This is a genomic window from Methylobacterium ajmalii, assembly GCF_036448855.1.
Classification (GTDB): domain Bacteria; phylum Pseudomonadota; class Alphaproteobacteria; order Rhizobiales; family Beijerinckiaceae; genus Methylobacterium; species Methylobacterium ajmalii.
Genome location: NZ_JAZFXT010000002.1, coordinates 61,631 through 85,884, shown reverse-complemented (window position 1 = coordinate 85,884; position 24,254 = coordinate 61,631). Strand labels below are relative to the sequence as shown.

The window sequence follows — 24,254 nt, the reverse complement described above, 5'->3', positions numbered from 1 at the left end:
TCGTGCCAGCTTTAACCGCTTGGCCGGCTGCGCTCGCCCGACCGGCTCCGCCGGCCAAGCTACCCGTGGTGGAAAGGCCCACGGTTCACTAACATTCCACTCGGGCCACCCCGTGGGGGCTGATCACCTTCAATAGCAAGTTTTTCGAATCGTGATTATGGTCGGATTTCCGACATATAGTGTTTGATTTATTTAAAAAATAGTCGGCGATCGGGGATTTGCTTGTGGTAATCGTCGATCGTTTCCAGCTTCCATCATGCCGGATAGAGGCTGCGAGACGTGCGCACGCTCGGACGGCTCGGATGGAGAGTGCGATGCCCAGATTCTACTTCGACATCCACGACGGGGTTTGGAGTCGCGATGACGTCGGTGTCGAGTGCAGGAATATCGAGGAAGCCTGCCGACACGCGAAGCGCACCCTGCCGGCGATGGCGCTGGACTCCATCCCGCGAGATGGGGACCGCCACACGATCACGGTGATGGTCACCAACGACGATCGTCGGACCGTCTACGCCGCCACCCTGACATTTTCAGGACTGCTGGTAGACCGGTGAGCGTGGGGGGCGCTCCCGGACGGCTCGGGTCACAGCCGCCTGGCCTCGCCCTGCTTCAGCCGAAGGGCTCGCGCGACCTTCCTGGAGAGGGTGCCGGCAAGCTCGACATGCACGTCGCGCGGCATCATCTGCCGCACCGCCTCGACGGCCATGTGCGGCGACGTGGCGAGAATGCCATAGACGGCAACACTTTCCTTCTCCTCTCCCTCGCTGGCGAACGCCGCGACCGTGTAGGCGAAGGACGTCGTGTTTTCAGTCATGCTGACGAGATAGCCACGGAATGCTGGGCGGCAAGTGGGACCTGAAGTGGGGCTTGATTGCGCGCGGCGTGACGAAGCACGTGTCCAGGCCGATACCCGCCTGCGGGTCCTTCCCATCTCGAGGCCGAACGCCTCGTGGGTCGGCGGGCACGACCGCCGTGGCCGTCCCGGGCCCGTCGGCAGCGTCCCTGCCGCCGTGGCCAACCCACGCCCTCATCCGCCCGGGTCGGTGCGTGGGCAAAATCTGCGATGGGAGCGACCCAAGCCCTGCGTCGGTCGGCCCTCGCACCAAGTCCAGGCCGCTCGCCGCACGGCATCACCTCTCGAATCGGACCTTGGATGAAAACTTACGCCCGCCGAGAGAGGTGCAGATAATTCGGATTGAAGCCGCAAAAATCCTTCAGCCGCGCCGCATCTGGAATATTCAATCGTTTTTGCTTGAGATCGACCAGACCCAGGCTGCGCAGGTGCTGCAGCGTGCGGTTGGTGTGGACGATCGAGAGGCCGAGACTATCGGCGAGATGGGCCTGCGTCAGCGGCATGACGCAATCGGTTCGGTTGGCCAACCCGACGACCTGCAAGCGCAGCAGCAGTTCGCAGAAGAGATGCGCCATCCGCTGGTCCGCCCCGCGTTGCCCGAGATTCGTCAACCACTCGCGCAGGATCCCCTGCTCCACCAGCGTCGCCCAGCAGAGCGCCTGCGCGATGCGGGGATGGTTGCCGGTCAGCTCGACGATGGTGCCCCGCGGAATCTCCACGATCTCGCAGGCCGTCAGGGCGGCGATGGAATGGTCCATGCGGCTCAGGATGGCGACGTGCAGGTCGCACGTGTCTCCTGGTACGAGCAGGCCGAGGATGTGGCGCTGGCCGTCGACCAGGATCTTGTAGCGGCAGGCGAAGCCCTGGGTGACGAGGAAGACGCTCTCGGGGCGATCGCCTTCCCGGATCAGGTCGACGTGGGAGGACACCACCCTCCGCTGGCTCGTCACCGCCGCCAGCGTCGTCCGGTCGGCATCCGTCAGGCTCGCGCCGCGTTCGAGCTTGGCGATCAGGGCGTGGGGGTCGGAGCGCGGGACGTCCGCGGCCGCATCCGCGACCGGCCGCCGCGGTGACGGGTCGCTCACGATGCGCTCCTCGGATGCGGCAGGGCCATCCGGCTCACCGTCTCAACCGCTGCCGCAGCCAGCGGGTCGCCGCTTCCGGCGTGTGGAAGGTGGGTGCCCGCAGGCCGGCGAGGCGGCCGAACCCCGCCTCGAGGAACCAGCCGTGGATCTGCTCGTGGCCGGGCGTATCGAGCCGCACGAGCACCCCGACCAGCAGCCCGTTGGCCATCACCAGCAAACCCTCACGATCGTCGCTGCCCGTGTCGACGCCGATCGGTTGAAGCACGACGAGAGTCTCGACGTTGTGCGTGCGCGTCATCCCGAGCCTCGTCGGCCGACGCTCGGCCATGGAATGCGGCGGCGCGCGCCCCACCGTGTGTTCTTCAGGTGCAGGTAATTCGGGTTGTAGCCGCACAGGGCTTTCAGCCGCGGCACGTCCAGGATGGTCAGGGTTCGGCGCTTGAGCGCGATCAAGCCGAGCGAGCGAAGGTCGCGCAGCGTGCGATGCACATGCACGTTCGACAGGCCCATCGTGTCGGCGATGTCGATCTGGGTGAACGGGAAGCTGAAGCTGTTGCCCGTCACGCGACCCACGGCCTCCAGGCGGAGCAGAAGCTCGCAGATGAGATGGGCGATCCGCAGGTTGGCGGGGCGGCCTCCGACGTTGACGAGCCACTCGCGCAGGACCGCCTCGTCGACGAGGGCGCACCACATCAGGGCCTGCGTGACCCGGGGATGGTCGTCCGTGATCTCGACGATGGCCTGCCTCGGGATGTCTACGACCTGGCACGCCGAGATCGTACCGATATTGTGGTCCATCTGATCGAGGATGAAGACGTTCAGGTCGCAGAAGTCACCGGGCACGAGATAAGCCATGATCTGGCGCTACCCGTCCGGCAGAACCTTGTAGCGGCAAGCGTAGCCGTCGAGGATCAAGTGGACGCTGTTCGGCGGATCGCCCTCGCTGATCAGGTCGGTGCGCGCAGGCACTTTTCGAATGCGGAGCGTCAAGGCACTCAATGCCTCGCGATCCGCTTCGGTCAATTCCTCGAAACTCTCGAGCTTTCGGATCAGTGCGTCCTGCATCGGCTACATCAGTCAGAGAGATGCGACAATATATGTCGCAAATCTGACCTCCGCCCAGTCTTATGATTGTTTTCTTGCGATCGGCGACGATTAAGATCATACATGGGTCGTCGCGTGCAGATGCAACCCGGCGCAAGCGGTGAGGGTACTTGGCTCCCGCCCCCAACGAGGTCGGGATCGTGTCCGTCCAGAGAGCCTGCCACAACCGTCTGCTGACGGCGCTTCCGCCCGCGGATTTTGCGCGGCTCCAACCTCACCTGATGACGGTGCCGCTGCGTGTAGGGGAAGTCCTGATGGCGCCGGGTGTTCCGATCCGGCACATCCTCTTCATCGAGGACGGCATCCTCTCGGTGATCGCGACGGCGTCGGACGAACGGCAGATCGAGCTGGCGCTGATCGGACGGGAGGGCCTCGTCGGCCTGCCGGTCCTCATGGGCACGGATCGCGGCGCGCACGAGGGACGGGTCCAGGCGAGCGGCTACGCCTGGTGCCTGGAGGCGGATGCCATGCGTGAGATCCTCGGGACCAGCCCCGACCTGCATGCCTTCCTGCTGCGCTACGCCTACTCGGTGACCGTGCAGATCGCCGGCACGGCGCTCGCCAACACCCGCTACAAGGTGGACCAGCGCCTCGCACGCTGGCTGCTGATGTGCCACGACCGCACCAGGGGCGACGAGTTGCCCACGACGCATCGCTTCCTGTCGCTGATGCTCGGCATCAACCGTCCGGGACTGACGACCGCGCTGTCGGCGTTCGAGCAGGCCGGCATGATCCGGACCGAGCGCGGCGCCATCACGATCCTCGACCGCGCCGCGCTGCTCGCGAAGGCCGGGGCCTGCTACGGCGGCCCGGAGGCCGAGTACGAGCGCCTCCTCGTCGAGGGGCGCCTGGTCTCCCCGTAAGGCGCCGCCCGCAGCCTCGCGGCCGGTCAGGCGGTGGCCGCCTCGCCGGCGGGTGCCGGTCGGCGCGGGTGGGCCAGGAAGAACCGCATCATCTCGCGGCTGGCGTCGGGACCCGGCCGGATAGCCGCCGGCCCAGGCGTGCCCCGCGCCGTGCAGGATCCACTGCTCCGAGGTCCAGGCCCCGGCCGGCTCCGTGAGGACGGTGCGGGCATACGCGATCCCGCCGCGCGAGCGCCCCTCGACGGCGGTCACCGCCTGGTCCGCATCGGGTCCAGGCCGTGTGAGAGCGCGGTTTTGGTGGTTAGAGCATCTTCCGACGAAGTGGAAACCGGTTCGTCGCAGAAAATGCGACAAAACAAAGACTTAGAGAGCTTCGCGATGGCAACGCGATCGTGAAGCTCTCTAGGAAACGCACCTGTGCGTTCCCACGTTCGGGACGTGGGGGTCGCAGGTTCAAATCCTGCCGCTCCGACCAATCATTCCCGCCTCTCGCAGCAGCCCTTCGCCGTCGATCGCGCATCGCAAGGTGCCGTCGATGCCTGCCTGAGGGCGCCGACCGCGGAACGGCCTCAATCCTGACATCCTGGCGCCGGAGAGACCGACGAGGAAGCCGGACGGATCCCCCTGGGGAGCCGGCCCCGCCCGCCGTTGATTTCCAGGCGTCGCCCACGCATGGTCGCGGCAGCGCGGAGCGCTCCCTGCCCGGCCCCGCGGCGCCAGATCGCGCCGTGTCGCGGCACCGATACGAGAAGGCGAAGGAGTGACGGTGAAGCGCGCGCGCCTCGACCCGGTCGGATCCCAGCAGGCGCCACGCGGCCGGTCGGCCGATCCGGGCCGCGAACCGCCCCTCGACCTCACGGGCGCCGCCTCGCCGCGGGCCGACCGCCGGGACGTGAACCTGCGCTGGCTCGCCGCCTGCGTGCTCACCGGCATGACCGGCGCCGGCCTGATCGGCTCGGCGATCTGGGTCTCGCTCCAGGGCGAGGTCACCTTCGCGGAGCTGCCGCAGGCGGTGGCGGTGGCCCCGCGTCCGGTGGCGAGCGAGGGCGGCACCAACCTCACCCGCAAGGGCGACCGGCTGGTGCGCAACCCGATGGTGGCGCTCGCCAAGCAGAGCTTCAAGGCGCCCGTCACCCTGCGGGCGGGCGAGCGCGAGATCATCAAGGTCCGGCCCTTCGTGCGGATCGCCACCGCGCTCTCGACCACCGCCGGCATGGCGGCGACCGACATCCCGCCCTTCGACCCGATGCGGTTCTTCAGCGATCCGGGGCTCGAGCGCGCGCCCGATGCCCAATCGGCGACGGCCGACGCGCCGGACGCCGAGGTGTCGGTGGTCAAGCGCGACCTCGGCGACCTCGCGGTGCCGGCCGGCTCCCCCGCCCTCTCGGACGAGGACGTGGCGGCGCAGATCGAGGAGGAGCGGCGCCTCGCCGCCGAGGCCGGGCGGCGCGCGGCGCTGCCCATCGCCCCGCAGCTGATGCTCTCGCGCACGCTGCGCAGCATGACGACCCTGCCGGGCCTCGACGGCACGGCCGATTTCGGCGGCGCGTCCGGCCCGTTCAAGTCGATCGAGGTCCGGGTGATGCGCGAGAACGTCACCGACCTCGCCAAGATGGAGCGCGAGCGCGACGCGCCCCTGGTCGAGGAGCGCGACGTCGCGATCAAGCGCGGCGAGACGCTGGAGGGCGTGCTCAAGGCCAATGGCGGCCTCGACGAGCAGATCCGCCCGATCCTGGCGGCGTTGGGCACGCGGGTCCGCTCCGGCGCGGTCGGCGAGGGCCAGCAGATGCGGCTCCAGATCGGGCCCGGCCCCAAGCTCGGCGATCCGCGCCAGCTCACCCGGGTGATCCTATACGGCGAGTCGGGCGTCGAGGCGATCGCCGCGATGAACGACCGCGGCGGCTTCGTATCGGTGGCCCCGCCGGTGCCGGAGGGCGTGGCCCAGAAGCCCGCCGCCAAGCCCGAGGCGGACGACGACGAGGAGGGCACGGGCGCGCGCCTCTATGCCAGCCTCTACGAGACCGCCGCGCGCCACGACCTGCCGCGCTCGACCGTCGAGGACCTGGTGCGGATCTTCGGCTACGACGTCGACTTCCAGCGCCGCGTCGCCACCGGCGACGGAATCGAGCTGTTCTACACCTACGACGAGGAGGCCGGCGGCTCGTCCGAGCGGCCCGACATCCTGTTCGCGGCCCTCAACCTCGGCGGCGAGTCGCGGCGGATCTACCGGTTCCAGTCGCCGGACGACGGCAGCGTCGACTACCTCGACGAGGCCGGCCGGTCGCTGAAGAAGTTCCTGCTGCGCAAGCCGGTGGCCGACGGCAACATGAGCTCGGGCTTCGGCTACCGCCGCCACCCGGTACTCGGCTACGCCAAGCTCCATACCGGCGTCGACTGGTCGATCCGCATCGGCACCCCGATCTTCGCGGCCGGCAACGGCACGGTGATCAAGGCCGACTGGGATTCGGGCTACGGCCGCCGGGTCGAGATCCAGCACGCCAACGGCTACGTCACCACCTACAACCACATGTCCCGGTTCGGCCGCGGCGTCAGCACCGGCACCAAGGCGCGCCAGGGCCAGATCATCGGCTATGTCGGCTCGACCGGCCTGTCGACCGGCGCCCACCTGCACTACGAAGTGATCATCAACGGCCACTTCGTCGACCCGATGAAGATCCGCGTGCCCCGCGGCCGCGAGCTCGACGGGCGGCTGCTCGCCGAGTTCCGGCGCCAGCGCGACCAGATCGACGGGCTGATCCAGAAATCCGGCGCGCCCACCACCCTGGCCCAGCGCGAGGCGATGCGCTGACCCTGCGCCCTCGCGGGCTCAGGTGATCCGGCCGATGATCGCCTCCCGGGCCGCCCGGGAGCCGCAGAGGCGCTTCCTCGCCCGCTCCAGCACCGCGGGGGGCGCCTCCGCCGGGGTGCCGGCGCCGAAGGGCGGGGCCGGCGCGTATTCGAGGGTGAGCTGCACCGTCTCGGCCTCCTCGCGGCCGAGCAGTTCGGCCACCACCGCGAGCCCGAAATCGATGCCCGAGGTCACGCCCCCGGCGGTGATCAGGGTGCCGTCCCGCACCACCCGGTCCTGCACCGGCACGGCGCCGAAGCGGGCGAGGAAGTCGTGCGCGTACCAGTGGGTCGTCGCGCGCCTGCCCTTCAGCAGCCCGGCCGCGCCGAGCACCAGCGCGCCGGTGCAGACCGAGGTGAGGTAGCGGACCTCGCGGGCGCGGGCACGCACGAAATCCAGCACCGCCTCGTCCTCGAGGAGCGGGTTCACCCCGGCCCCGCCCGGGATGCAGAGCACGTCGAGGGGCGGACAGGTCTCGAAGGTCGCGGTCGGCACGAACGGGATGCCGGTGGCCGAGCGCACCGGCTCGCCGTCCTTCCAGATCAGGTGGACGGCGCTCTCGGGCACCGAGGCGAAGACCTCGTAGGGCCCGGTCAGGTCGAGCTGCTGGACCTGCGGGAAGACGAGGATTCCGAAGCTGAGCGACACGAGGGCGTTCTCCCGGTTGACGCCGGTCAGCGTAAACCCGCATGCCTCGGCGCGATCGCCAGAATGCCCTCGTTTCCCGCCAAAGCCACCCCTCGCCGAAATCCCCCATGCCGCACGCGCGCCGCATCGAGATCCTGGCCTTCCCGGGCGTCCAGCTCCTCGACGTCGCCGGGCCGCTCCAGGTCTTCGCCACCGCCAACGACCTCGCGGCCGGCCCGCATCGTCCCTACGAGACCGCCCTGGTAGCCCGGACGACCCCGATCGACTCGAGCGCCGGCCTGCCGCTGCCGGCGGAGAGCCTGCCGTCCGCGGGGACGCCCCTGGACACGCTCGTCGTGGCGGGCGGCCAGGGCGTCGACGCGGCCTGCCTGGACGGCGACCTCGTCGACTGGCTGCGGCGGCGAAGCGGCGCGGCGCGGCGCACCGCCTCGGTGTGCAGCGGCGCCTTCCTGCTGGCGGCGACCGGGCTTCTCGACGGCCGCCGGGCGGTGACGCATTGGGGACGTTGCGCCCAGTTCGCCCGGGCCCATCCCGCCGTGCGGCTCGATCCCGATCCGATCTTCGTGCGCGACGGCGCGGTCTGGACCTCGGCGGGCGTCACCGCCGGGATCGACCTCGCCCTCGCCCTGGTCGAGGAGGATCTCGGCCGCGACCACGCCCTCGCGGTGGCGCGCCAGCTCGTCGTCTACCTCAAGCGGCCGGGCGGGCAGGCGCAGTTCAGCACGGTCCTGACCCTCCAGGCGGGCGACGGACGCTTCGACCGCCTGCATGCATGGATCCGCGAGAACCTGTCGGCGGATCTCTCGCTGCCGGCCCTGGCCGCCCGGGCCGCGATGAGCCCGCGCAGCTTCTCGCGCCATTACCGCGAGGCGACCGGCCGCACCCCGGCCCGGGCCGTGGAGGAGATCCGCATCGAGGCGGCCCGCCGGCTGCTGGAGCAGGGCGCGAGCGTCGGGCGTGCCGCCCGGGCCTGCGGCTTCGGCTCGGAAGAGACGTTGCGCCGGGGCTTCCTGCGCCGCGTCGGCACCGGCCCGCACGCCTATCGCGAGCGCTTCGCCGGCTGACGGGTGCGTCACCGGGCCGGGACGCCGAGCCGCGCCCGGACCGCCTCCGGGCTCACCCCCCGCTCGCGCAACGCCGCCAGCGCCTCCGAGCGCAGGCTCTTCGACAGCTTGTCGCCCGCCTCGTCGCGGATGAGGTCGTGATGGTGGTAGCGCGGGGTCGGCAGGCCGAAGAGCCGCTGGAGCAGGACGTGGAGGTCGGTGGCGGCTTCGAGGTCCCGGCCGCGCACGACGTGGGTGATCCCCTGCGCGGCATCGTCGAGGACCACCGCGAGGTGGTAGCTCGTCGGCACGTCCTTGCGGGCGATGACCGCGTCGCCCCAGCGGGCGGGATCGGCGACCCGGACGGTCTCCGGTTCCCCCGGCGCGAAGGCCGTGTAGGCAAGGGGGCCCGGGCAGAGCGCCAGCGCGCGCGCCGTGTCGAGGCGCCAGGCATGGGGGCCGTCGGGGACCGGCCGGCCGCGGCAGGTGCCCGGATAGAGCGGCGCCCCGTCGGGGTCGCGCGGGCTGCCTGCGGCGGCCTGGATCTCCCGGCGGGTGCAGGTGCAGGGATAGACGAGGCCCCGCGCGCGCAACGCCTCGAGCGCGGCGCGGTAGGTGGACATCCGGGCGGACTGGCGCCAGACCGGCTCCGGAAAGCCCAGGCCGAGCCAGGCGAGGTCGTCGACGATCGCCTCGGTCAGCTCCGGCCGGCAGCGCTGGGGATCGATGTCCTCGATGCGCAGGAGCAGCGTGCCGTGCAGCGCCCGGGCCATCTCCGCGTTGAGTAGCGCCGAGTAGGCGTGGCCGAGATGCAGGCGCCCGTTCGGGCTCGGGGCGAAGCGCAGGCGGGGAGGCGACACGGCGGGATGCGGACGACGAGGACTTTCCCCGCCATAAGCCCGGACGCCGCCGGCGTCACCGGGCCGCTCCTCGATTCCGAGGCGGTGCTGCGCGAGGGCGTGGCGGCGCTCGCCGCCCTCGACCCGGTGATGGCGCGGCTCGCCGCGGAGGGCGCGGCACCGGTCCTGCGCAAGCGCCCGCCGGGCTTTGCGGGCCTGGCCGGCATCGTGGTGGGCCAGCAGATCTCGACGGCGAGCGCCGCGGCGATCTGGGGCCGGCTCACCGCCCGCCTGCCGGACCTGACGCCGCAGGCCCTGGCGGCAGCGCCGGACGACCTGTTGCGCGAGGCCGGCCTCTCGGCGCCGAAGATCCGGACCTTGCGGGCGGCCGCCGCGGCAATCCTCGACGGCACGCTGCCGCTCGACACCCTGCACGCGCTGCCGGCGGACGAGGCCCACCGGCTGATGGTGGCGGTCCACGGCATCGGCCCCTGGACGGCGGACGTCTACCTGCTGTTCTGCCTCGGCCACCCGGACGCCTTCCCGGCCGGCGACCTCGCCCTCCAGGAGGCCGCGCGCCTCGCCGACGGGCTGGAGACCCGGCCGAGCGCCGCCGCCCTCGTGCAGCGGGCCGACGCCTGGCGCCCGTGGCGCGGGGTCGCCGCCAAGGTCCTGTGGGCCTATTACCGGGTGGCCAAGGCGCGCGACGGCGCGCCTCTCTCTTCGTAAGTCGGCGCGAAGGCGCCCCGGCGCCGCCCGCCTCCCGTCCCGATCACCCGGAGCCCGACCCCGATGCCGATCCTCACCGGCCCGCGCCTGATGCCCCGCTCGGGCGCGACGCCGCGCCAGCTCGTCGTGCTGCTGCACGGCTTCGGCGCCGACGGCAACGATCTCATCGACCTGGCGCAGGAATGGCAGCCGCTCCTGCCCGACGCCGCCTTCGTGGCGCCGCACGCGCCCGAGCCCTGCATCCAGGGCTTCGGGCGGCAATGGTTCTCGCTCACCTTCCGCGATCCGCAGGAGCGCTGGCGCGGCGTGAACCGGGCCGGGCCGACGCTCGACGCCTTCCTGGACGCGGAGCTCGAGGCGCACGGCCTCGGGCCGCATCAGCTCGCGCTGGTGGGCTTCAGCCAGGGCTGCATGATGGCGCTGCACGTCGCCCTGCGCCGTCCCGCCCCGGTGGCGGCGGTGGTCGGCCTGTCCGGCATGCTGGTCATGGAAGAGGGCAAGGGCCCCGAGAGCCTGGCGCCGGCGGTCACCGCGGTGCCGCCGGTGCTGCTCGCCCACGGCGACCAGGACGAGGTGATCCCGGTCGACGCGCTGTTTCTCTCGGCGGAAGCGCTCGCCGCCGCCGACGTGCCGGCGGAGTGGCACCTCTCCGCCGGGATCGGTCACGGCATCGACGACGGCGCCCTGCACCATGCCGGGCAGTTCATCGCCGCGGGCTTCGCCCGGGCCTCCCGCATGGCCTGACCGCGCGGCGGGGTTTTTTAGCCCCGCGCCTCCTTGAGCGCCGCCTGGGCGCCGGCCCGCAGCAGGGCGGAATCGCCCGTGAGCGCGATCAGGTCGAAGCCCTCGGCGATCAGCTCGCGGGTGCGCGCGGCCGAGAGGGCGTAGATGCCGATCCGCTTGCCCGCCGCCCGGGTGCGCGCCATGGCGTGCTTGAGCGCGTCGCGCACCGCCGTGCCGTCCGGATCGAGGCCGGCGCCGTTCGACAGCGCGATCGAGAGGTCGGAGGGGCCGATGAAGATGCCGTCGATCCCGTCCACCGCCAGGATGTCGTCGAGGGCAGCGAGCGCCTCCCGGGTCTCGATCATCGCGAGGGTCTGGCAGATCCCGTTGGCCTCGCGCAGGTAGGTCTCGGGCGCCAGGCCCGAGAGCGCCAGCGCCGGGTTCGGCCCCCAGCTGCGCTCGCCCATCGGCGGGTACTTGGCCAGGGCCGCGAAGCGGCGCGCATCCTCGACGGTGTTGACCATCGGGGCGATGACGCCCGAGACCCCGGCATCGAGGAGCCGCGACACGGTGGCGAAACCGCCGACCGGCACCCGCGCCAGGGTCGGCTTGCCGCGGGCCGCCACCAGGGCGATCGTGCGGTTGATGCTGTCGAAGTCGTGCGCGCCGTGCTGCATGTCGAGGGTGACGGCGTCGAACGCCTCGGCCGCGAGCAGCCCCGCCACGAGGGGCTCGGGAATCCCGCACCAGGCCGTGATCAGCGGCTTGCCCTCGCGGAATCGCGCCGCCAGCGCGGCCACCGCTCCACCCCGTTCCGCCATCGTGGTCCCTCCCGGCATGCTTTGGCCGGCCGCGCGTTCGCCGCGGCCCGCGCGGGCGAGCTTAGGTCAGGCCGGGCGGCGGCGTCGAGGCACAGCGCCCGCGCCCGCGACATGCCGCCCCCTCCGGCCACGCTTGCATCGGGGCGGCGGCGTGCGCATATCGTCGCGACCAACGACCGCCATCATCGCAGCGGCGGCCGGGCGCCTCCCGGGCGCTCCGGCCAACGCGTTGTGCTGCCTTCGCGGTTCGGGTATTTTACCGCCGGCCGCCGGGACGCCACCGATCGACGCATCCCCCGGCCCGACCTTCTCCTGAGAGGTCGCCGCGCCGCGGGTCCCACACGTCGTCAGGAGCCTCGGCCCCATGGACTTCCTCAAACCACGGTACACGCCTATGAACCGCCGCCGTCGCATCTACGAGGGCAAGGCGAAGGTCCTCTACGAGGGTCCCGAGCCCGGCACGCTCATCCAGCATTTCAAGGACGACGCGACCGCCTTCAACGCCAAGAAGCACGAGGTGATCGACGGCAAGGGCGTGCTGAACAACCGGATCTCCGAGTTCGTGTTCCAGCACCTCAACGACATCGGCGTGCCGACGCACTTCATCCGTCGGCTGAACATGCGCGAGCAGCTGATTCGCGAGGTCGAGATCATCCCGCTCGAGGTGGTGGTGCGCAACGTGGCGGCCGGCTCGCTGGCGACGCGGCTGGGCCTGGAGGAAGGCACCCAGCTCCCGCGCTCGATCATCGAGTTCTACTACAAGAACGACCAGCTCAACGACCCGATGGTGTCGGAGGAGCACATCACGGCCTTCGGCTGGGCGACCCCGCAGGAGATCGACGACATCATGGCGCTGGCCATCCGGGTCAACGACTTCATGTCGGGTCTCTTCCTCGGCGTCGGCATCCGCCTCGTCGACTTCAAGATGGAGACCGGCCGGCTCTGGGAAGGCGACATGATGCGCATCGTCGTCGCCGACGAGATCTCTCCGGATTCCTGCCGGCTCTGGGACATCAAGAGCCAGGACAAGCTCGACAAGGACCGCTTCCGCAAGGACCTCGGCGGCCTGATCGAGGCCTATTCCGAGGTGGCCCGCCGCCTCGGAATCCTCGGCGAGAACGAGAAGGTGCAGACCGGCGGGCCGCGCCTGGTGCAGTAGGCGCCTCCACGGCCGTCCGGTCCGATGTGGCGGGGTCGCTTCCGAGAGGGAGTGGCCCCGTCGCCGTTAGGGCGACAGGGCTGTCCGGGGACGAGGAACGCGGGTTCCCTCTCCCCGCGGCCGGGCCTCACCGCAACGGCGCCTCCGCCCACGGCCGCAGCCTCTCGTACGTCCCCGCCCGCGGATCGAAGCCCGGGTGGTACCAGGGATCGGCGGCGAGCCGCTCCCCCCAGCGCGCCCGCAGCGCCGCCACCTCGGCCTCGTGGCGGAGACGGGCCTCCGGATTCCAGCGCCGGCTCGCCGCCTCGTGGTGGTGGAGCACCGCGCCCGGCACCATCAGGGTCCGGTAGCCGGCCGCGTCGAGGCGCAGGCACAGGTCGACGTCGTTGAAGTCGACCGCGAAGGCCGCCTCGTCGAAGCCGCCGACCGCCCGGAATTTCTTCGCCTCCACCGCGAGGCAGGCCGCCGTGACCGCCGAGACCCGGTGCGTGACCCGGAGCGAGGCGAGGTAGCCCGGCGCCGTCCCGGAAAAATGGCGGTGGGCGTGGGTGACGAGGCCGCCGGTGCCGAGCACGATGCCGCCGTGCTGGATCCGCTCCCGCACGTCGAGGAGCTTCGCGCCCACCGCGCCGACCTCCGGCCGCAGGGCCTCCTCGGCCATCCGCCGCAGCCAGTCGGGGCGGTGCGCCACCACGTCGTTGTTGACGAAGACCAGGAGCGTGCCGTGAGCCTCGGCGGCGGCCCGGTTGTTCATCGCCGCGAAGTTGAACGGGCCCGGGCAGGGCAGCACCCTGACCCCCTCCGCGGCGAGCCGCTGGAGATAGGCGAGCGTGCGCGGGTGGCGGCTGTCGTTGTCGCAGACGATGATCTCGAGGGACGGCCAGTCCGTGTGGGCCCGGATGCTCTCGATGCAGGCCCGCAGCAGCTCCACCCGGTCGCGGGTCGGAATGATCAGGCTGACGAGCGGCGGCGCGGGCAGGTCGCGGCGCAAGGTCAGGAGACCGCCCGCGGCCTCGACCCGGCCGGCACCCGCGAGATGGCGCTCGACCAGCGTCCGGCGCGACGACGCCCAGCCCTCGGGCGGGGAGGCCGCGGCCGGCGACCAGGTCGAGAGGAGGCGCGGGAGGTGGCGGACGGCGGACGGGTCCTCGGCCGCGAGGCGCACCAGCAGGTCGGCGGCCTCGACGCCCGGCAGAGAGGGATCGAGCCCGAGCCGGTCCAGCGCCGTCCGGCGGACCGCGACCACCGGGCCGGCATAGTCGGCGGCGAGCAGGTAGTCGGGATCGAAGGCGGGGCGCAGCACCGGCAACCGGGGCTCGCCCCCGGCCCCGAGGACCACCGCATCGCCGTAGAGAGCAAAGAGTCCGGGATCGGCCGCGAACGCCTCGGCGATCGCGGCGGCGGCACCCGGCACGAGCCGGTGGCCCGGTGCCGTCAGCACGACGAGGGCGGCGGCGCCGGCGCCGCCCGACAGGATCTCGGCCGGGGTCGCGACGTGGAGATCGAGGCCCGCCTCGCCCCGGTCCGGCGGCAGCGGCGGCAGCGGCCGGAGGGCGTGGCGGCTGCCCCAGAGGATCGCGGCGCGGTCGCGGGCCCGCACGCGCTTGCCGGCGAGGAGAGCCCGGGCGACGTCCCGGGCCTCGCCCGGGCGCTTCAACGCCAGGAGCAGCCGGACGAGCCAGCGCCGGGCGGGCCCGGGCTGCCCGTCCGCGAAGCGCAGGATGTCGAAGGCCGGGTGAGGCGGCAGCCTCATTCCAGCTCCTCCCCGAAGGTCGTGACCGAGAAGGCCGGGTGATAGTACGGGTCGTCGCGGATCACCGCCCGCCAGCGGGCCGCGAACCGGTCGCCCTCGGCCTCGAACCGGGCCCGGGCCGGGCCGACGCTCGGTCCGCGGCTGACCGATTCGTGGTGGGCGAGCGTGGCCCGCGGGGTCCAGACCGACCTCCAGCCCCGCGCCCCGAGGCGCAGGCAGAGATCGATGTCGTTGAAGTCGATCGGGAAGGTTTCGGCGTCGAGGCCGCCGACCGCCTCGAACTTGTCGCGCGCCACCGCCAGGCAGGCGGCGGTCACGCCCGCGACCTCGTGCGCCACGGTGAGGCGGCGCAGATGCCCCGGCGTGTCGGCCGGACGGTTGCGCAGGATGTGCCCGGCCCGGCCGCCGAGCCCGGCCACCACGCCGGCATGCTGGATCCGGCCGTTGCCGAACAGGAGCTTGGCTCCGACCGCGCCGATCCCGGGCCGCAGGGCCTGGCGCACCATCGCGGAGAGCCAGTCGGGATGCAGCACCTCGACGTCGTTGTTGAGGAGCACCAGGACCGCGCCGCGGCTGGCGGCGGCGCCGTCGTTGACGAGGCGGGAGAAGTTGAACGGGCCCGGCCGGTCGAGGCGGCGCACCCGGGGGTCCGCCGCCCATTCGGCGTAGAGCGCCGCCACCGCCGGATCGGTCGAGCCGTTGTCGACGATGACGAGCTCGATCGCCGGATAGTCCGTGTCGTGCAGGACGCCCCGGACCGCGACGCGCAGCAGGTCCGGCCGGTCGCGGGTCGGCACGATCACCGAGACCAGGGGGGCGGGCTCGGGCAAGGGCCAGTCGAGGTCGAGGACGTCGCCCCGGCGCGCCACGACCGCCGGGGCGCCGGTCCGCCGCAGGGCCTGGGCGAGGTCGGCGGCGTGTCCGTCGCGGTCCGGCGCGTCCGGCACCGTGCGGCAGAGGATGCGGGGGATGCGGCGAACCCGCTCCGGGCCCGCCAGGGCGGCGGATAGGAGAAGCGCGCGGGCGCCCTCGTCCGGCTTCCAGCCGCTGCGCGCCGCGAGGCTCGCCGCGACCAGAAGCGGCCGGCCCGGATAGAGCGTCGTCAGGGCGAGGTCCGGGCTCCAGCCCGGCTTGAGGGCCGGGCGCGGGCCGCCGGGCGTCTCGGTCTCGCTGTCCGCGTAGGCGAGGTCCGCCGGCGCCGGGCCCGCGAATGCCGCGGCGAGATGGGTCAGCGCGTCGGGCGCCAGCTCGTCGCCGGGCCGCAGGTGGCCGAGTGCGGCGCCCGCCGGCAGGACATTGCCGGAGATCCGCGGATCGGCGGGCATTCCCGCGGGCGGCGGGCCGCGCCAGCGCAGGGCGAGGCACCAGTCGCGGTGATCCTGAGCCAGCAGGGCGGCGAGGGTGCGGCGCACCGCCGGCGCCTCCTCGGGCAGCGCTTCGAGGATCAGGCCGAGGCGGGGCAGCGGACCGGACGGCGGCCGGTCGAAGCCGGGCTCGGCCGGCCGGGTGCGGGCCGCCTTCCAGGCCGGGTAGCGGTCGATCGGCATCACCCCGGCGGCGATGCGCAGGGTGTTGCGCAGGCGGCGCGCGTCGCGGCGCAGCCACTGGTAGAGCGCGACCGGCAGCTTGTCCGGACGCCGACGGGCGCAGAGCGCCAGCATGGCGGGGCGGGACAGGAGCCGCGCCGCGACCCGGAAACCCTCCGCCGGGGCGGCGAGCAGGATGGCGGTCGTGCCGGGCGGCACCGGGCCGAGCCAGGTGGCGCGCCCCAGCACCGCGCCCGGCAGCAGCGCGTCCTCGTGGCCGCCGTCGGCGCGCACGAAGCGCAGGAGCGGGCGGACCGGGTCGGCGAAGCGGTCGAGGGCGATGTCGAGGGAAAGCCAGCGCCCGGCCGCCGGCCGCCCGGGGATCAGCGCGCGGGTGAAATCCGGGTCCGGGTGGGGAACGAGGCGGCAGGAACCGGATGCCACCCGGGCGGTCAACCGTCGGCCGGCGGCGGCGCGGCCTGCTTGCGCCGCGGCGCCCGCGCCGGCTTGCCCATGCTGCCGAGGCCGACCTCGATGTCGAAATCCTTCGCCAGGGCGGCCGGCACGACGATGCCGTCCTCCACCACCGTGAAGGTGCCGCTGGCCTGGCCCGCGGGAATCGTCACCGCGCCCTGGTGGGTGCGCCGGGCGAGAATCTGGGTGCCGTTCTTCACCGTGATGGTGACGGGCGCGTTGAAGCGGCCCGGGGCGCCGCCGGGGCCGAGCAGGACGACGCCCTGGACGCCGACCGAGACGACCGTGCCGCCGTTCGGCCCCGGCCGGCACGCGCGGCTGAGCTGGCCGAGGCGGATCTGCGTGCGCACCGTGCCGCCGGCGAGGGTCTGGAGCGAGGAGCCGCCCTCGGTGACGTCGATGGTCGGGCAGTAGACCTCGTCGAGGCTCGGCGGAGCTTCCGGCGGCTTGGTGGTGCTGCCGTACTTGAAGATGTTGACGAAGGGGTTGCCCTCTTCCTGCGGCGCGGCGGTCTGGGCCCGCGCCGGGGCGCCGAGCGTCACGAGAGCCAAGGCGAGACCCAGCGTGCCGAGACCCAGCGCGCCGGGGCGGAGTGTACGGAGACAACGAGCCGTCACGGTCCTCTCCCGATCGTCGATCACTTCAGGCTGTCGAAGCCGTCCTTGAACCCCTTGAGGGACAGGGGGATGCCGACCCCTTCCTCGGGCGTCTGGAAGACGATGAAGGTGGCCTGCTGGCCGGTCTTGAGCTGGTTGATGAGCTTGTCGTCCATCACCACCTCGGCGACGCAGCCGGTGGAGAGGCAGCGCACGAACGAGGTGCGGCCGATCTCCGCCTGGTCGACCTTGAGGCCGAGACCCGAGGGTAGCAGCACGCCGAGCGGCGCCACCACCCGCAGCAGCGTGCCGCGGTTGTCGGCGGTCTTCAGCACGATGACCACCAGGGACAGGTTCGGCCGGTCCTCGGCGGCGACGTACTGCACCAGGGCGCATTGCTCGGCCTTGGCGCCGGCGGGCGTCTCGCAGCGCAGCTGCCAGTCGTCGAAGGTCTGCTTGACCGCGCCCTGCGCCAGGGCGCTGCCGGCCGGCAGGCCGAGGCCCGCACCGAGGGCGAGCCCGAGGGCGGCGGCCCGCACCCGGCGTCCGATCCGTCGCACGCTGTCTCCCACGCCGCTCACCGCTCCGCTGCCCCGGCCACGCGCCGGTCCGGGGGCGTTCCGACCACGGGGCAGGGATGCTGTCAAGCCGAGGCGCCGATCCGGGCCCCGCGGACGGAACCCGTGCACGCGAGCAGGCTTAGCTTTATCGTGGGCGGCGATGCGCCCGGCGCTCTCCGGCCGTTAGGGGTTTCGCACGGTTCCCGGCCCATACGGAGCGGGAGCACGGGGAGCCCCGTTCCCCGTACCCCGCCCGCTCTCCCCTTCCCAGCGAGATGCCGCCCCGATGAGACTTCCCGCCACCTCCCTCGCCCTCCTGGTCCTGGCCACCGGTACCGCGGCGCTGGCCGCCGGTGCCGCGGCGGCCGAGCCGCTGCCGGTCGACGAGACCACCTATGTCGAGCGTTCGCTCAACCGGGACGCCACGCTGACGGTCGAGCACCCGCCGGTGCCCCGCAACCCGCGCGGGCGCCGGGCGGCGCGCTCGGCCGAAATCGCCGGCTTCTGCCGCGACGGCGGCGTGATCCGGCGCCGGGGCGAGAACGGCGAGATCATCCTGCGCCAGCGCGAGCTGTGCGACAGCATCGCGCCGCGCACGCTCTATCCGGGGCACGTCGATCCGCGCCCGACCTGGCCGGCGGAGCGCGTGGTGGTGGTGCGCACCAAGGGCTGACCTCGCGAGGCCCCGAGGGCGTCGGGGCCGTCAGCCGTAGCGGTGCAGCTCGGTGCCGTGCCGCTTCAGCCAGGCCTCGGGCTCGTCGTAGCCCGGGTAGAGCCGCGCGACGATCGCCCAGAACCGGTCCGAGTGGTTCATCTCGGCGAGGTGCGACACCTCGTGGGCGGCGAGGTAGTCGAGCACCGAAGGCGGCGCCATGATCAGGCGCCAGGAGAAGTTCAGGTGGCCGGCGGCCGAGCACGAACCCCAGCGGCTGCGGGTGTCGCGCACGGTCAGGCGCCGGGGCGCGCGGCCGAACGCGCCGGCATGGCGCGCCACCGCCTCCGTCAGGTCGCGCCGCGCCTCGGCCTCCAGGAAGTCGCGCACCCGCCGCGCCACGTGGGGTTCCCCGCAGGAGACCGCGATCACCGGCGCGCCGTCCGGCGCCGCGGTGGCGACGGTGGCGCCCGAGGCGGTCGACCAGTGCAGGATGCGGTGCGGCACGCCGCGCAACGGCACGACGGCGCCGGGCAGGAAGGCGACGCGCTCGGGCAGCCTCGCCACCCGGGCGGCGATCCAGGCGCCGTGCGATTCGGCGAAACGCTGCGCGGCGGCGAGATCGATGCGCTCGGGCAGCGTCAGGACGATCTCGCCGGTGGCGCTCGACACCCGCAGGGTGATGCGCCGGGCCGCCGCGCGGCGGCGCAGGGCGACCGGGTAGCTGGTGCCGGCGTGGACGACCGTGAGGTGGGAGGGTTCGGGCGCCGACCGGCGCAGGAGCGCGACTCGCATCCCGCCTTTGTAGGAGGAAGGACCCCGGCGTGCCAGGGTCGCGCCGCGTCCCACCCGCGCGAGCAGGCCGGCGAACCAGGCGCGCAGGGAGCGGGCGGGCGACGACGGCATCGGGGCACCCGACGAAAAATCCCGGCGCCGTCGGGCGCCGGGAGACGAGGATCGAATCGGGCTCGGGCGAGTGGCCTCCGGCCGCTCAGGACGCCTGGCGCAGGTCCCCCTGCCCGTCCTGCGCGGTGCCCTGCATCTCGTGCATGAAGGCGGAGATGCGCGGGGCGATGTTGGCGCGGAAGCGCGAGCCGTTGAACACGCCGTAATGGCCGACGCCCTGCTGCAGGTAGTAGCTCTTGCGCTCCGCGGGCAGGTTCGGCGTCAGGTCGAGGGCGGCGAGCGTCTGGCCGACGCCCGAGATGTCGTCCTTCTCGCCCTCCACCGCCAGGATGCCGCAGTGGCGGATCGCCGTCGGATCGACCGTCTTGTCGCGGTGGCGCATCTCGCCCTTCGGCAGGGCATGCTCGACGAACACCGTGTTGACGGTCTGGAGGTAGAACTCCGCCGTCAGGTCCATCACCGACAGGTACTCGTCGTAGAAGTCGCGGTGCTTCTCGGCCGAGTCGCCGTCCTCGTGCACGAGGTGCTTGAACATGTCCCAGTGCGCCGTCAGGTGACGGTCGAGGTTCATGCCCATGAACCCGGACAGCTGGAAGAAGCCCGGATAGACCTCGCGCCAGGTGCCGGGATAGCCCGGCGGCACCACGGTGATGCAGTTGCGCTTGAACCATTCCGAGCCGCGCTCGGCGGCGAGGCAGTTCACGGCGGTGGGCGAGCGGCGGGTGTCGATCGGGCCGCCCATCAGGGTCATCGAGGTCGGCACGCCGGGCATGCCGTCGGCTTCCATCCGGGCGACGGCGGCGAAGACCGGCACCGAGGGCTGGCACACCGCGATGACGTGCAGGTCCGGACCGAGGGCCTGGAACATCTCGATCAGGTAGTCGATGTAGGTGTCGAGGTCGAAGCGGCCGGCCTCGAGCGGCACCATGCGGGCATCGATCCAGTCGGTGATCATCACCTCGTGGGCGGGCAGCATCGCCTCGACGGTGCCGCGCAGCAGCGTGGCGTAGTGGCCCGACATCGGCGCCACCACCAGCACCTTCGGCTGGGCCTGGGCCGTCGGGCGCTTCAGGGCGCGGTCGAACTTGATGACCTGGCAGAACGGCTTCGACCACACCACCCGCTCGGTCACGTCGGTGACCAACCCCTCGACGGTGGTGGTGGGCAGGTTGAAGGCCGGCTTGCCATAGCGCCGCGTGGTGCGCTCAAACATCTCGCAGGCGGCCGAGACCGTGCGTCCGTAGGACGTATAGGTGATCGGGTTGGCGGGGTTCTTGAACACGAGCTGCGTGGCGTCGGCGGCCGCCCGGGCGGGCGTCAACATCCAGTGCGCTGCTTCATACCAGAAATACGAGAGATCCATGACGCCACCGTCCACGATTGACCCAGCGGCGCGCGCACCCGCCGCCAGGAGACGCCTGTCCCATCTGGGAGCCAGACAATAGAGTATCGGTATTGGAGGGCAAGATCTCAGGAAAACGAAACGGTCGAAACCCGTCACTGTGCCCTTTTTACCTCAACTACCGCGGGTATCCCGGGAAGCTTGCGACGCAGCGGGGCGAGGTCGCGCCGTCCGTCCCCGGCGGCGCCGGCATACCCCATTGTCGACCGACCCGCCGGGCCCGTCGCGGCCATGTTTGGGAAACGCGCTGCGGCCGCGAGGGTTTCCGCCGCCCCGCCCTGGGCTTTGGTCGGCGGCGCACTATCGTTTTCGCGATGTCCGACACCTCGCAGACCGATCCCGTGCGGGACGCCCGCCACCTGCGCCTCGACACCTTGGTGCGGCTGCGCTGGCTCGCCGTGGCGGGCCAGGGTGCCGCGGTGGCCGGCGCCCATCTCGGCCTCGGCCTGCCCCTGCCGTTCGGCTGGTGCTTCCTCGTCGTCGCAGCCTCGTCCTGGCTCAACCTGACGCTGCGCATCCGCTACCCGGCGAGCCATCGGCTCAGCGACGACGCGGCGGTGCTGCTCCTTGCCTTCGACATCATCCAGCTCGCGGCGCTCCTCTTCCTCACCGGCGGGCTGCAGAACCCGTTCGCGCTGCTCTTCCTGGCACCCGTGCTGATCTCCGCGACCGCGCTGCCCCCGGCCCACACCCTGGCGCTGGGGCTCCTCGCCGTCGGCCTGTCGACGATGCTCGCCCTCGTCTACCGGCCGCTGCCGTGGTTCGCCGGCGAGACCCTGGAACTGCCGTTCCTGTACGTCTCGGGCGTCTGGACCGCGATCCTGCTCGGCACCGCCTTCACGGGGGTCTACGCCTGGCGGGTCGCCGAGGAGGCGCGCCAGCTCGCCCGGGCGCTCGCCGCGACCGAGCTGGTGCTCGCCCGCGAGCAGCACCTGTCGCAGCTCGACGGGCTGGCGGCGGCGGCGGCCCACGAACTCGGCACGCCGCTCGCCACCATCACGGTGGTGGCCAAGGAACTCGACCGCCAGCTCGGCCCCTCGGCGAACCCGAGCGTCGCCGAGGACCTGGCGCTCCTGCGCGACCAGGTCGAGCGCTGCCGCGGCATCCTCGCCAAGCTCACCTCGCTCGACGCCGACCAGGGCGGGTTCATCGAGACCATCACCCTCAGCCACCTCGTCGAGGAGCTGGTGGCGCCCCAGCGCGCCCTCGGCATCATCCTCGACGTGACCACGAAAGGCGAAGGCCCGGAGCCGGCCTGCCGGCGCAACCCGGGGGTGATGTTCGGGCTCGGCAACATCGTCGACAACGCGATCGACTTCGCCGAGAGCTGCGTGTCGATCGAGGCGCGCTGGAGCGCCGACCGGGTCACGCTCGAGATCCGCGACGACGGACCGGGCTTCGCCCCGGAGGTGCTGCTGCGGGTGGGCGAGCCCTATGTCAGCACCCGCAGCGCGGCGGCGGCCGGCACCGACGGGGGAACGGGGCTCGGCCTCGGCCTGTTCATCGCCAAGACCCTGATCGAGCGTTCCGGCGCACAGCTCTCGCTCACCAACGCGGTCGACCCCTCGACCGGGGCGGTGGTGCGGATCGGTTGGACACGTCACATTTTCGAGAGGGAGGTCAAAGGCCTCCGAAACCCGGCTGCGGGGGGCGCCGCACCCCTGACGCAGGCCCCCGGCGTTCCTATATAAAGTCCTGAACATACTGATCGAAAGTCGAAGGAGCGTCGCTCGATGACGCAGTACGGAACACTCAGCCCGGAGGCCGCGCCCGGTACCATCCCGGAGGGCGACGCCCTCCTCAACCATGCCGACCGCAGCCTGCTGATCGTCGACGACGACAAGCCGTTCTCGACCCGCCTCGCCCGGGCGATGGAGGCGCGCGGCTACCGGGTCCACGTGGCGGAAAGCGTGGCAGAGGGCGTCTCGGCGGTCGAGGCCCAGCCGCCGGCCTTCGCGGTGATCGACATGCGGCTCGGCGACGGCAACGGCCTCGACGTGATCGCCCGCCTGAAGGAGCGCCGGCCCGAGGCGCGCGGCGTGATCCTCACCGGCTACGGCAACATCGCCACCGCGGTGACGGCCGTGAAGCTCGGCGCCTTCGATTACCTGGCGAAGCCCGCCGACGCCGACGAGATCCACGGCACCCTGATGGCCGAGCCGGGCGAGCGGGCCGACCCGCCCGAGAACCCGATGTCGGCCGACCGGGTGCGCTGGGAGCACATCCAGCGGGTCTACGAGCTGTGCGGGCGCAACGTCTCGGAGACGGCGCGGCGCCTCAACATGCACCGCCGCACGCTGCAGCGCATCCTGGCCAAGCGCGCCCCGCGCTGACCCGGATGGCGGCGGACACGAGAAGAGCTCGGTGCCGCGAGGCGCCGGGCTCTCTTCATTCATGGCTCGCACACCCGTCGCCAGCGACCGGACCGGCCACCGGGCACGATCCCGTCAGTGCGTCCAGGGCATCGTGCGGTTGTACTTGAAGTTGTCCGAGTAGGAGAGGCCGCGGCGCAGGAGTTCCTGCGGCTCCTCGACCCGGTAGGCGATCCCCTCGCGGGTGGCGTAGGCGATCGCCTCGTCCTTGGTGTCGAACTCGAGCCGCACCTGCTGCAGCATGTCCGAGGACGAGGTCCAGCCCATCAGCGGCTCTGTCTCGCGCGGGCTCGTCTGGTCGAACTCCAGCGTCCACTGCTTGGTCCGCGCGAGGCCGGACTGGCTCGGATCCTTGGCAGGGCGGAAGATGCGGGCGGTCGACATCGCGGGCTCTGATCCATGGAGAGGATGGTCGGGGCGGCCGGATTCGAACCAGCGACCCTCTGGTCCCAAACCAGATGCGCTACCAGACTGCGCTACGCCCCGACGCGTGCAGATGCACCTGCACCTGCCCCCGGTTCCTAGTGAAAATCCGGTGGGCGCGCAAGCGTACGCACGGGACCGCGCGCGGCATCGCCCCGCCTTGTGGCCCGGGTCCCGGCTCGCTAAGGGCCGGGACCCGGGCCCGCCTGTCGGCCCGCCGGAGACCGTGGCGGCGATGATCGGCAAGCTGAAGGGCGTCGTGGATTCCTACGGCGAGGATTTCGTGATCCTCGACGTGCACGGCGTCGGCTACGTGGTGCATTGCTCGGCCCGCACGCTGCAGCGCCTGCCCTCCACCGGCGAGGCGGCGGAGCTGGCGATCGAGACCCATGTGCGCGAGGACATGATCCGCCTCTACGGCTTCCGGGCCGATGCGGAGCGCGAGTGGTTCCGCCTGCTCCAGACCGTGCAGGGCGTCGGCACCCGGGTCGCCCTCGGCGTGCTCTCGGTGATGGAGCCGGGCGACCTCGCCACCGCCATCGCCACCGGCGACAAGGGCGCGGTCGCCCGCGCACCCGGCGTCGGCCCGCGGCTCGCCGCCCGCCTCGTCGCCGAATTGAAGGACAAGGCCCCGGCCTTCTCGCCCGTCGATCCGGCGCTGATCCAGCTCAGCGGGGCGGTCGAGGCCAATACCGCGCCCCAGCCGGTGGCGGATGCGATCTCGGCGCTGGTCAATCTCGGCTACGCCCAGGTCCAGGCCTCGGCGGCGGTGGCGGCGGCCCTCAAGGGCGCGGGCGAGGGAGCGGCCGGGATGGAGGCCAAGACCCTGATCCGCCTCGGCCTGCGCGAACTGGCCCGCTGAGGGCACCGGGCCG

Annotated in this window: 26 protein-coding genes and 1 tRNA gene; 11 read left to right on the top strand and 16 right to left on the bottom strand. The window is 72.2% G+C overall.

Features of this window, described 5'->3' with window-relative positions; all coding sequences use genetic code 11:
- The first annotated feature begins 314 nt into the window (after nucleotides 1-314).
- Nucleotides 315-554 carry a DUF6894 family protein gene (locus V3T34_RS00660; protein ID WP_060849063.1) on the top strand — a complete coding sequence of 80 codons (240 nt, stop codon included), beginning with the start codon at nucleotides 315-317 and terminating at the stop codon, nucleotides 552-554.
- A 29-nt stretch (nucleotides 555-583) separates the two neighbouring features.
- On the opposite strand, the gene V3T34_RS00655 is transcribed toward V3T34_RS00660, so the two are convergent.
- The 5 genes from V3T34_RS00655 to V3T34_RS00635 form a co-directional block, all read right to left on the bottom strand.
- Complete coding sequence (locus tag V3T34_RS00655) at nucleotides 584-814, bottom strand: hypothetical protein (protein ID WP_060849064.1); 231 nt, start codon at nucleotides 812-814, stop codon at nucleotides 584-586.
- A 347-nt stretch (nucleotides 815-1,161) separates the two neighbouring features.
- A complete protein-coding gene (locus tag V3T34_RS00650; protein WP_305079661.1) occupies nucleotides 1,162-1,938 on the bottom strand; it encodes a Crp/Fnr family transcriptional regulator in 777 nt (258 codons plus the stop codon).
- 34 nt (nucleotides 1,939-1,972) lie between these two features.
- On the bottom strand, nucleotides 1,973-2,236 hold the full coding sequence (locus V3T34_RS00645; RefSeq protein ID WP_091884840.1) for a hypothetical protein: 264 nt from the start codon (nucleotides 2,234-2,236) through the stop codon (nucleotides 1,973-1,975).
- Nucleotides 2,233-2,793, bottom strand: a complete 561-nt coding sequence (locus V3T34_RS00640) for a Crp/Fnr family transcriptional regulator (protein ID WP_331369081.1) — start codon at nucleotides 2,791-2,793, stop codon at nucleotides 2,233-2,235. Before V3T34_RS00640 ends, V3T34_RS00645 begins: the two co-directional genes overlap by 4 nt.
- Nucleotides 2,794-2,802: 9 nt before the next feature.
- Nucleotides 2,803-3,003: a cyclic nucleotide-binding domain-containing protein gene (locus V3T34_RS00635; RefSeq protein WP_331369080.1), complete on the bottom strand. Its 201-nt coding sequence runs from the start codon at nucleotides 3,001-3,003 to the stop codon at nucleotides 2,803-2,805.
- A 260-nt stretch (nucleotides 3,004-3,263) separates the two neighbouring features.
- On the opposite strand from V3T34_RS00635, the gene V3T34_RS00630 reads away from it, so the two are divergent.
- Together V3T34_RS00630 and V3T34_RS00620 are read left to right on the top strand one after the other, a co-directional pair.
- Nucleotides 3,264-3,905 (top strand): Crp/Fnr family transcriptional regulator, encoded by a 642-nt coding sequence (locus V3T34_RS00630; protein WP_305079663.1) that lies wholly within the window; start codon nucleotides 3,264-3,266, stop codon nucleotides 3,903-3,905.
- 760 nt (nucleotides 3,906-4,665) lie between these two features.
- Nucleotides 4,666-6,714 carry a M23 family metallopeptidase gene (locus V3T34_RS00620; protein WP_407942627.1) on the top strand — a complete coding sequence of 683 codons (2,049 nt, stop codon included), beginning with the start codon at nucleotides 4,666-4,668 and terminating at the stop codon, nucleotides 6,712-6,714.
- An 18-nt stretch (nucleotides 6,715-6,732) separates the two neighbouring features.
- Here the strand turns inward: V3T34_RS00620 and V3T34_RS00615 are convergent, their stop codons facing one another.
- Nucleotides 6,733-7,401 carry a DJ-1/PfpI family protein gene (locus tag V3T34_RS00615; protein WP_091884832.1) on the bottom strand — a complete coding sequence of 223 codons (669 nt, stop codon included), beginning with the start codon at nucleotides 7,399-7,401 and terminating at the stop codon, nucleotides 6,733-6,735.
- 107 nt (nucleotides 7,402-7,508) lie between these two features.
- Between V3T34_RS00615 and V3T34_RS00610 the strand changes: the two genes are divergently transcribed.
- Nucleotides 7,509-8,465 (top strand): GlxA family transcriptional regulator, encoded by a 957-nt coding sequence (locus V3T34_RS00610; RefSeq protein ID WP_305079659.1) that lies wholly within the window; start codon nucleotides 7,509-7,511, stop codon nucleotides 8,463-8,465.
- An 8-nt stretch (nucleotides 8,466-8,473) separates the two neighbouring features.
- Here V3T34_RS00610 and gluQRS read toward each other — a convergent pair whose 3' ends face one another.
- On the bottom strand, nucleotides 8,474-9,304 hold the full coding sequence (gluQRS, locus tag V3T34_RS00605) for a tRNA glutamyl-Q(34) synthetase GluQRS (protein WP_060849071.1): 831 nt from the start codon (nucleotides 9,302-9,304) through the stop codon (nucleotides 8,474-8,476).
- A 6-nt stretch (nucleotides 9,305-9,310) separates the two neighbouring features.
- On the opposite strand from gluQRS, the gene V3T34_RS00600 reads away from it, so the two are divergent.
- On the top strand, nucleotides 9,311-10,012 hold the full coding sequence (locus V3T34_RS00600; RefSeq protein ID WP_305079658.1) for a DNA-3-methyladenine glycosylase family protein: 702 nt from the start codon (nucleotides 9,311-9,313) through the stop codon (nucleotides 10,010-10,012).
- Between the two features lie 63 nt (nucleotides 10,013-10,075).
- Nucleotides 10,076-10,756: an alpha/beta hydrolase gene (locus V3T34_RS00595; RefSeq protein ID WP_060849073.1), complete on the top strand. Its 681-nt coding sequence runs from the start codon at nucleotides 10,076-10,078 to the stop codon at nucleotides 10,754-10,756.
- 17 nt (nucleotides 10,757-10,773) lie between these two features.
- On the opposite strand, the gene V3T34_RS00590 is transcribed toward V3T34_RS00595, so the two are convergent.
- Entirely contained in the window at nucleotides 10,774-11,556 is a 783-nt protein-coding gene (locus V3T34_RS00590) for an HpcH/HpaI aldolase family protein (RefSeq protein WP_091884818.1), read from the bottom strand.
- 364 nt (nucleotides 11,557-11,920) lie between these two features.
- Here V3T34_RS00590 and purC point away from each other — a divergent pair, with 364 nt between their 5' ends.
- Complete coding sequence (purC, locus tag V3T34_RS00585; protein ID WP_048429422.1) at nucleotides 11,921-12,715, top strand: phosphoribosylaminoimidazolesuccinocarboxamide synthase; 795 nt, start codon at nucleotides 11,921-11,923, stop codon at nucleotides 12,713-12,715.
- Nucleotides 12,716-12,842: 127 nt separating this feature from the next.
- Here purC and V3T34_RS00580 read toward each other — a convergent pair whose 3' ends face one another.
- Genes V3T34_RS00580 through V3T34_RS00565 form a run of 4 tightly spaced genes read right to left on the bottom strand, consistent with a single transcriptional unit; the run spans nucleotide 12,843 to nucleotide 17,624 of the window.
- Complete coding sequence (locus V3T34_RS00580; RefSeq protein ID WP_091884814.1) at nucleotides 12,843-14,468, bottom strand: glycosyltransferase family 2 protein; 1,626 nt, start codon at nucleotides 14,466-14,468, stop codon at nucleotides 12,843-12,845.
- On the bottom strand, nucleotides 14,465-16,438 hold the full coding sequence (locus tag V3T34_RS00575; protein ID WP_305079662.1) for a glycosyltransferase family 2 protein: 1,974 nt from the start codon (nucleotides 16,436-16,438) through the stop codon (nucleotides 14,465-14,467). The genes V3T34_RS00580 and V3T34_RS00575 overlap by 4 nt, the downstream gene beginning before the upstream one ends.
- An 8-nt stretch (nucleotides 16,439-16,446) precedes the next feature.
- Complete coding sequence (locus V3T34_RS00570) at nucleotides 16,447-17,085, bottom strand: hypothetical protein (RefSeq protein ID WP_244533399.1); 639 nt, start codon at nucleotides 17,083-17,085, stop codon at nucleotides 16,447-16,449.
- Between the two features lie 20 nt (nucleotides 17,086-17,105).
- Nucleotides 17,106-17,624 carry an invasion associated locus B family protein gene (locus tag V3T34_RS00565; RefSeq protein WP_407942626.1) on the bottom strand — a complete coding sequence of 173 codons (519 nt, stop codon included), beginning with the start codon at nucleotides 17,622-17,624 and terminating at the stop codon, nucleotides 17,106-17,108.
- A 286-nt stretch (nucleotides 17,625-17,910) separates the two neighbouring features.
- On the opposite strand from V3T34_RS00565, the gene V3T34_RS00560 reads away from it, so the two are divergent.
- Nucleotides 17,911-18,297, top strand: coding sequence for a hypothetical protein (locus V3T34_RS00560; protein WP_060849078.1), 387 nt, complete (start codon nucleotides 17,911-17,913; stop codon nucleotides 18,295-18,297).
- Between the two features lie 30 nt (nucleotides 18,298-18,327).
- Here V3T34_RS00560 and V3T34_RS00555 read toward each other — a convergent pair whose 3' ends face one another.
- Complete coding sequence (locus V3T34_RS00555) at nucleotides 18,328-19,071, bottom strand: M48 family metallopeptidase (protein ID WP_331369082.1); 744 nt, start codon at nucleotides 19,069-19,071, stop codon at nucleotides 18,328-18,330.
- Between the two features lie 196 nt (nucleotides 19,072-19,267).
- Nucleotides 19,268-20,545, bottom strand: a complete 1,278-nt coding sequence (locus tag V3T34_RS00550; RefSeq protein ID WP_060849079.1) for a polyhydroxyalkanoate depolymerase — start codon at nucleotides 20,543-20,545, stop codon at nucleotides 19,268-19,270.
- Nucleotides 20,546-20,898: 353 nt separating this feature from the next.
- Here V3T34_RS00550 and V3T34_RS00545 point away from each other — a divergent pair, with 353 nt between their 5' ends.
- Nucleotides 20,899-22,275: an ActS/PrrB/RegB family redox-sensitive histidine kinase gene (locus tag V3T34_RS00545; protein WP_091884805.1), complete on the top strand. Its 1,377-nt coding sequence runs from the start codon at nucleotides 20,899-20,901 to the stop codon at nucleotides 22,273-22,275.
- A gap of 42 nt (nucleotides 22,276-22,317) precedes the next feature.
- On the top strand, nucleotides 22,318-22,917 hold the full coding sequence (locus V3T34_RS00540; RefSeq protein WP_091884803.1) for an ActR/PrrA/RegA family redox response regulator transcription factor: 600 nt from the start codon (nucleotides 22,318-22,320) through the stop codon (nucleotides 22,915-22,917).
- A gap of 114 nt (nucleotides 22,918-23,031) precedes the next feature.
- Here V3T34_RS00540 and V3T34_RS00535 read toward each other — a convergent pair whose 3' ends face one another.
- Together V3T34_RS00535 and V3T34_RS00530 are read right to left on the bottom strand one after the other, a co-directional pair.
- Nucleotides 23,032-23,340 (bottom strand): ETC complex I subunit, encoded by a 309-nt coding sequence (locus V3T34_RS00535; RefSeq protein WP_060849082.1) that lies wholly within the window; start codon nucleotides 23,338-23,340, stop codon nucleotides 23,032-23,034.
- A 25-nt stretch (nucleotides 23,341-23,365) separates the two neighbouring features.
- Nucleotides 23,366-23,442 (bottom strand) — tRNA-Pro (locus V3T34_RS00530).
- 172 nt (nucleotides 23,443-23,614) lie between these two features.
- On the opposite strand from V3T34_RS00530, the gene ruvA reads away from it, so the two are divergent.
- Nucleotides 23,615-24,241, top strand: a complete 627-nt coding sequence (gene ruvA, locus V3T34_RS00525; protein WP_060849083.1) for a Holliday junction branch migration protein RuvA — start codon at nucleotides 23,615-23,617, stop codon at nucleotides 24,239-24,241.
- The last annotated feature ends 13 nt before the right edge of the window (nucleotides 24,242-24,254 follow it).

Coding starts and splice junctions, on each gene's coding strand:
- V3T34_RS00590 (WP_091884818.1), bottom strand. CDS start 11,556: ATGGCGGAACGGGGTGGAGCGGTGGCCGCGCTGGCGGCGCGATTCCGC.
- V3T34_RS00560 (WP_060849078.1), top strand. CDS start 17,911: ATGAGACTTCCCGCCACCTCCCTCGCCCTCCTGGTCCTGGCCACCGGT.
- V3T34_RS00550 (WP_060849079.1), bottom strand. CDS start 20,545: ATGGATCTCTCGTATTTCTGGTATGAAGCAGCGCACTGGATGTTGACG.
- purC (WP_048429422.1), top strand. CDS start 11,921: ATGGACTTCCTCAAACCACGGTACACGCCTATGAACCGCCGCCGTCGC.
- V3T34_RS00540 (WP_091884803.1), top strand. CDS start 22,318: ATGACGCAGTACGGAACACTCAGCCCGGAGGCCGCGCCCGGTACCATC.
- ruvA (WP_060849083.1), top strand. CDS start 23,615: ATGATCGGCAAGCTGAAGGGCGTCGTGGATTCCTACGGCGAGGATTTC.
- V3T34_RS00635 (WP_331369080.1), bottom strand. CDS start 3,003: ATGCAGGACGCACTGATCCGAAAGCTCGAGAGTTTCGAGGAATTGACC.
- V3T34_RS00640 (WP_331369081.1), bottom strand. CDS start 2,793: ATGGCTTATCTCGTGCCCGGTGACTTCTGCGACCTGAACGTCTTCATC.
- V3T34_RS00555 (WP_331369082.1), bottom strand. CDS start 19,071: ATGCGAGTCGCGCTCCTGCGCCGGTCGGCGCCCGAACCCTCCCACCTC.
- V3T34_RS00660 (WP_060849063.1), top strand. CDS start 315: ATGCCCAGATTCTACTTCGACATCCACGACGGGGTTTGGAGTCGCGAT.
- V3T34_RS00630 (WP_305079663.1), top strand. CDS start 3,264: ATGACGGTGCCGCTGCGTGTAGGGGAAGTCCTGATGGCGCCGGGTGTT.
- V3T34_RS00600 (WP_305079658.1), top strand. CDS start 9,311: ATGCGGACGACGAGGACTTTCCCCGCCATAAGCCCGGACGCCGCCGGC.
- V3T34_RS00645 (WP_091884840.1), bottom strand. CDS start 2,236: ATGACGCGCACGCACAACGTCGAGACTCTCGTCGTGCTTCAACCGATC.
- V3T34_RS00580 (WP_091884814.1), bottom strand. CDS start 14,468: ATGAGGCTGCCGCCTCACCCGGCCTTCGACATCCTGCGCTTCGCGGAC.
- V3T34_RS00655 (WP_060849064.1), bottom strand. CDS start 814: ATGACTGAAAACACGACGTCCTTCGCCTACACGGTCGCGGCGTTCGCC.
- V3T34_RS00535 (WP_060849082.1), bottom strand. CDS start 23,340: ATGTCGACCGCCCGCATCTTCCGCCCTGCCAAGGATCCGAGCCAGTCC.
- V3T34_RS00545 (WP_091884805.1), top strand. CDS start 20,899: ATGTCCGACACCTCGCAGACCGATCCCGTGCGGGACGCCCGCCACCTG.
- V3T34_RS00610 (WP_305079659.1), top strand. CDS start 7,509: ATGCCGCACGCGCGCCGCATCGAGATCCTGGCCTTCCCGGGCGTCCAG.
- V3T34_RS00595 (WP_060849073.1), top strand. CDS start 10,076: ATGCCGATCCTCACCGGCCCGCGCCTGATGCCCCGCTCGGGCGCGACG.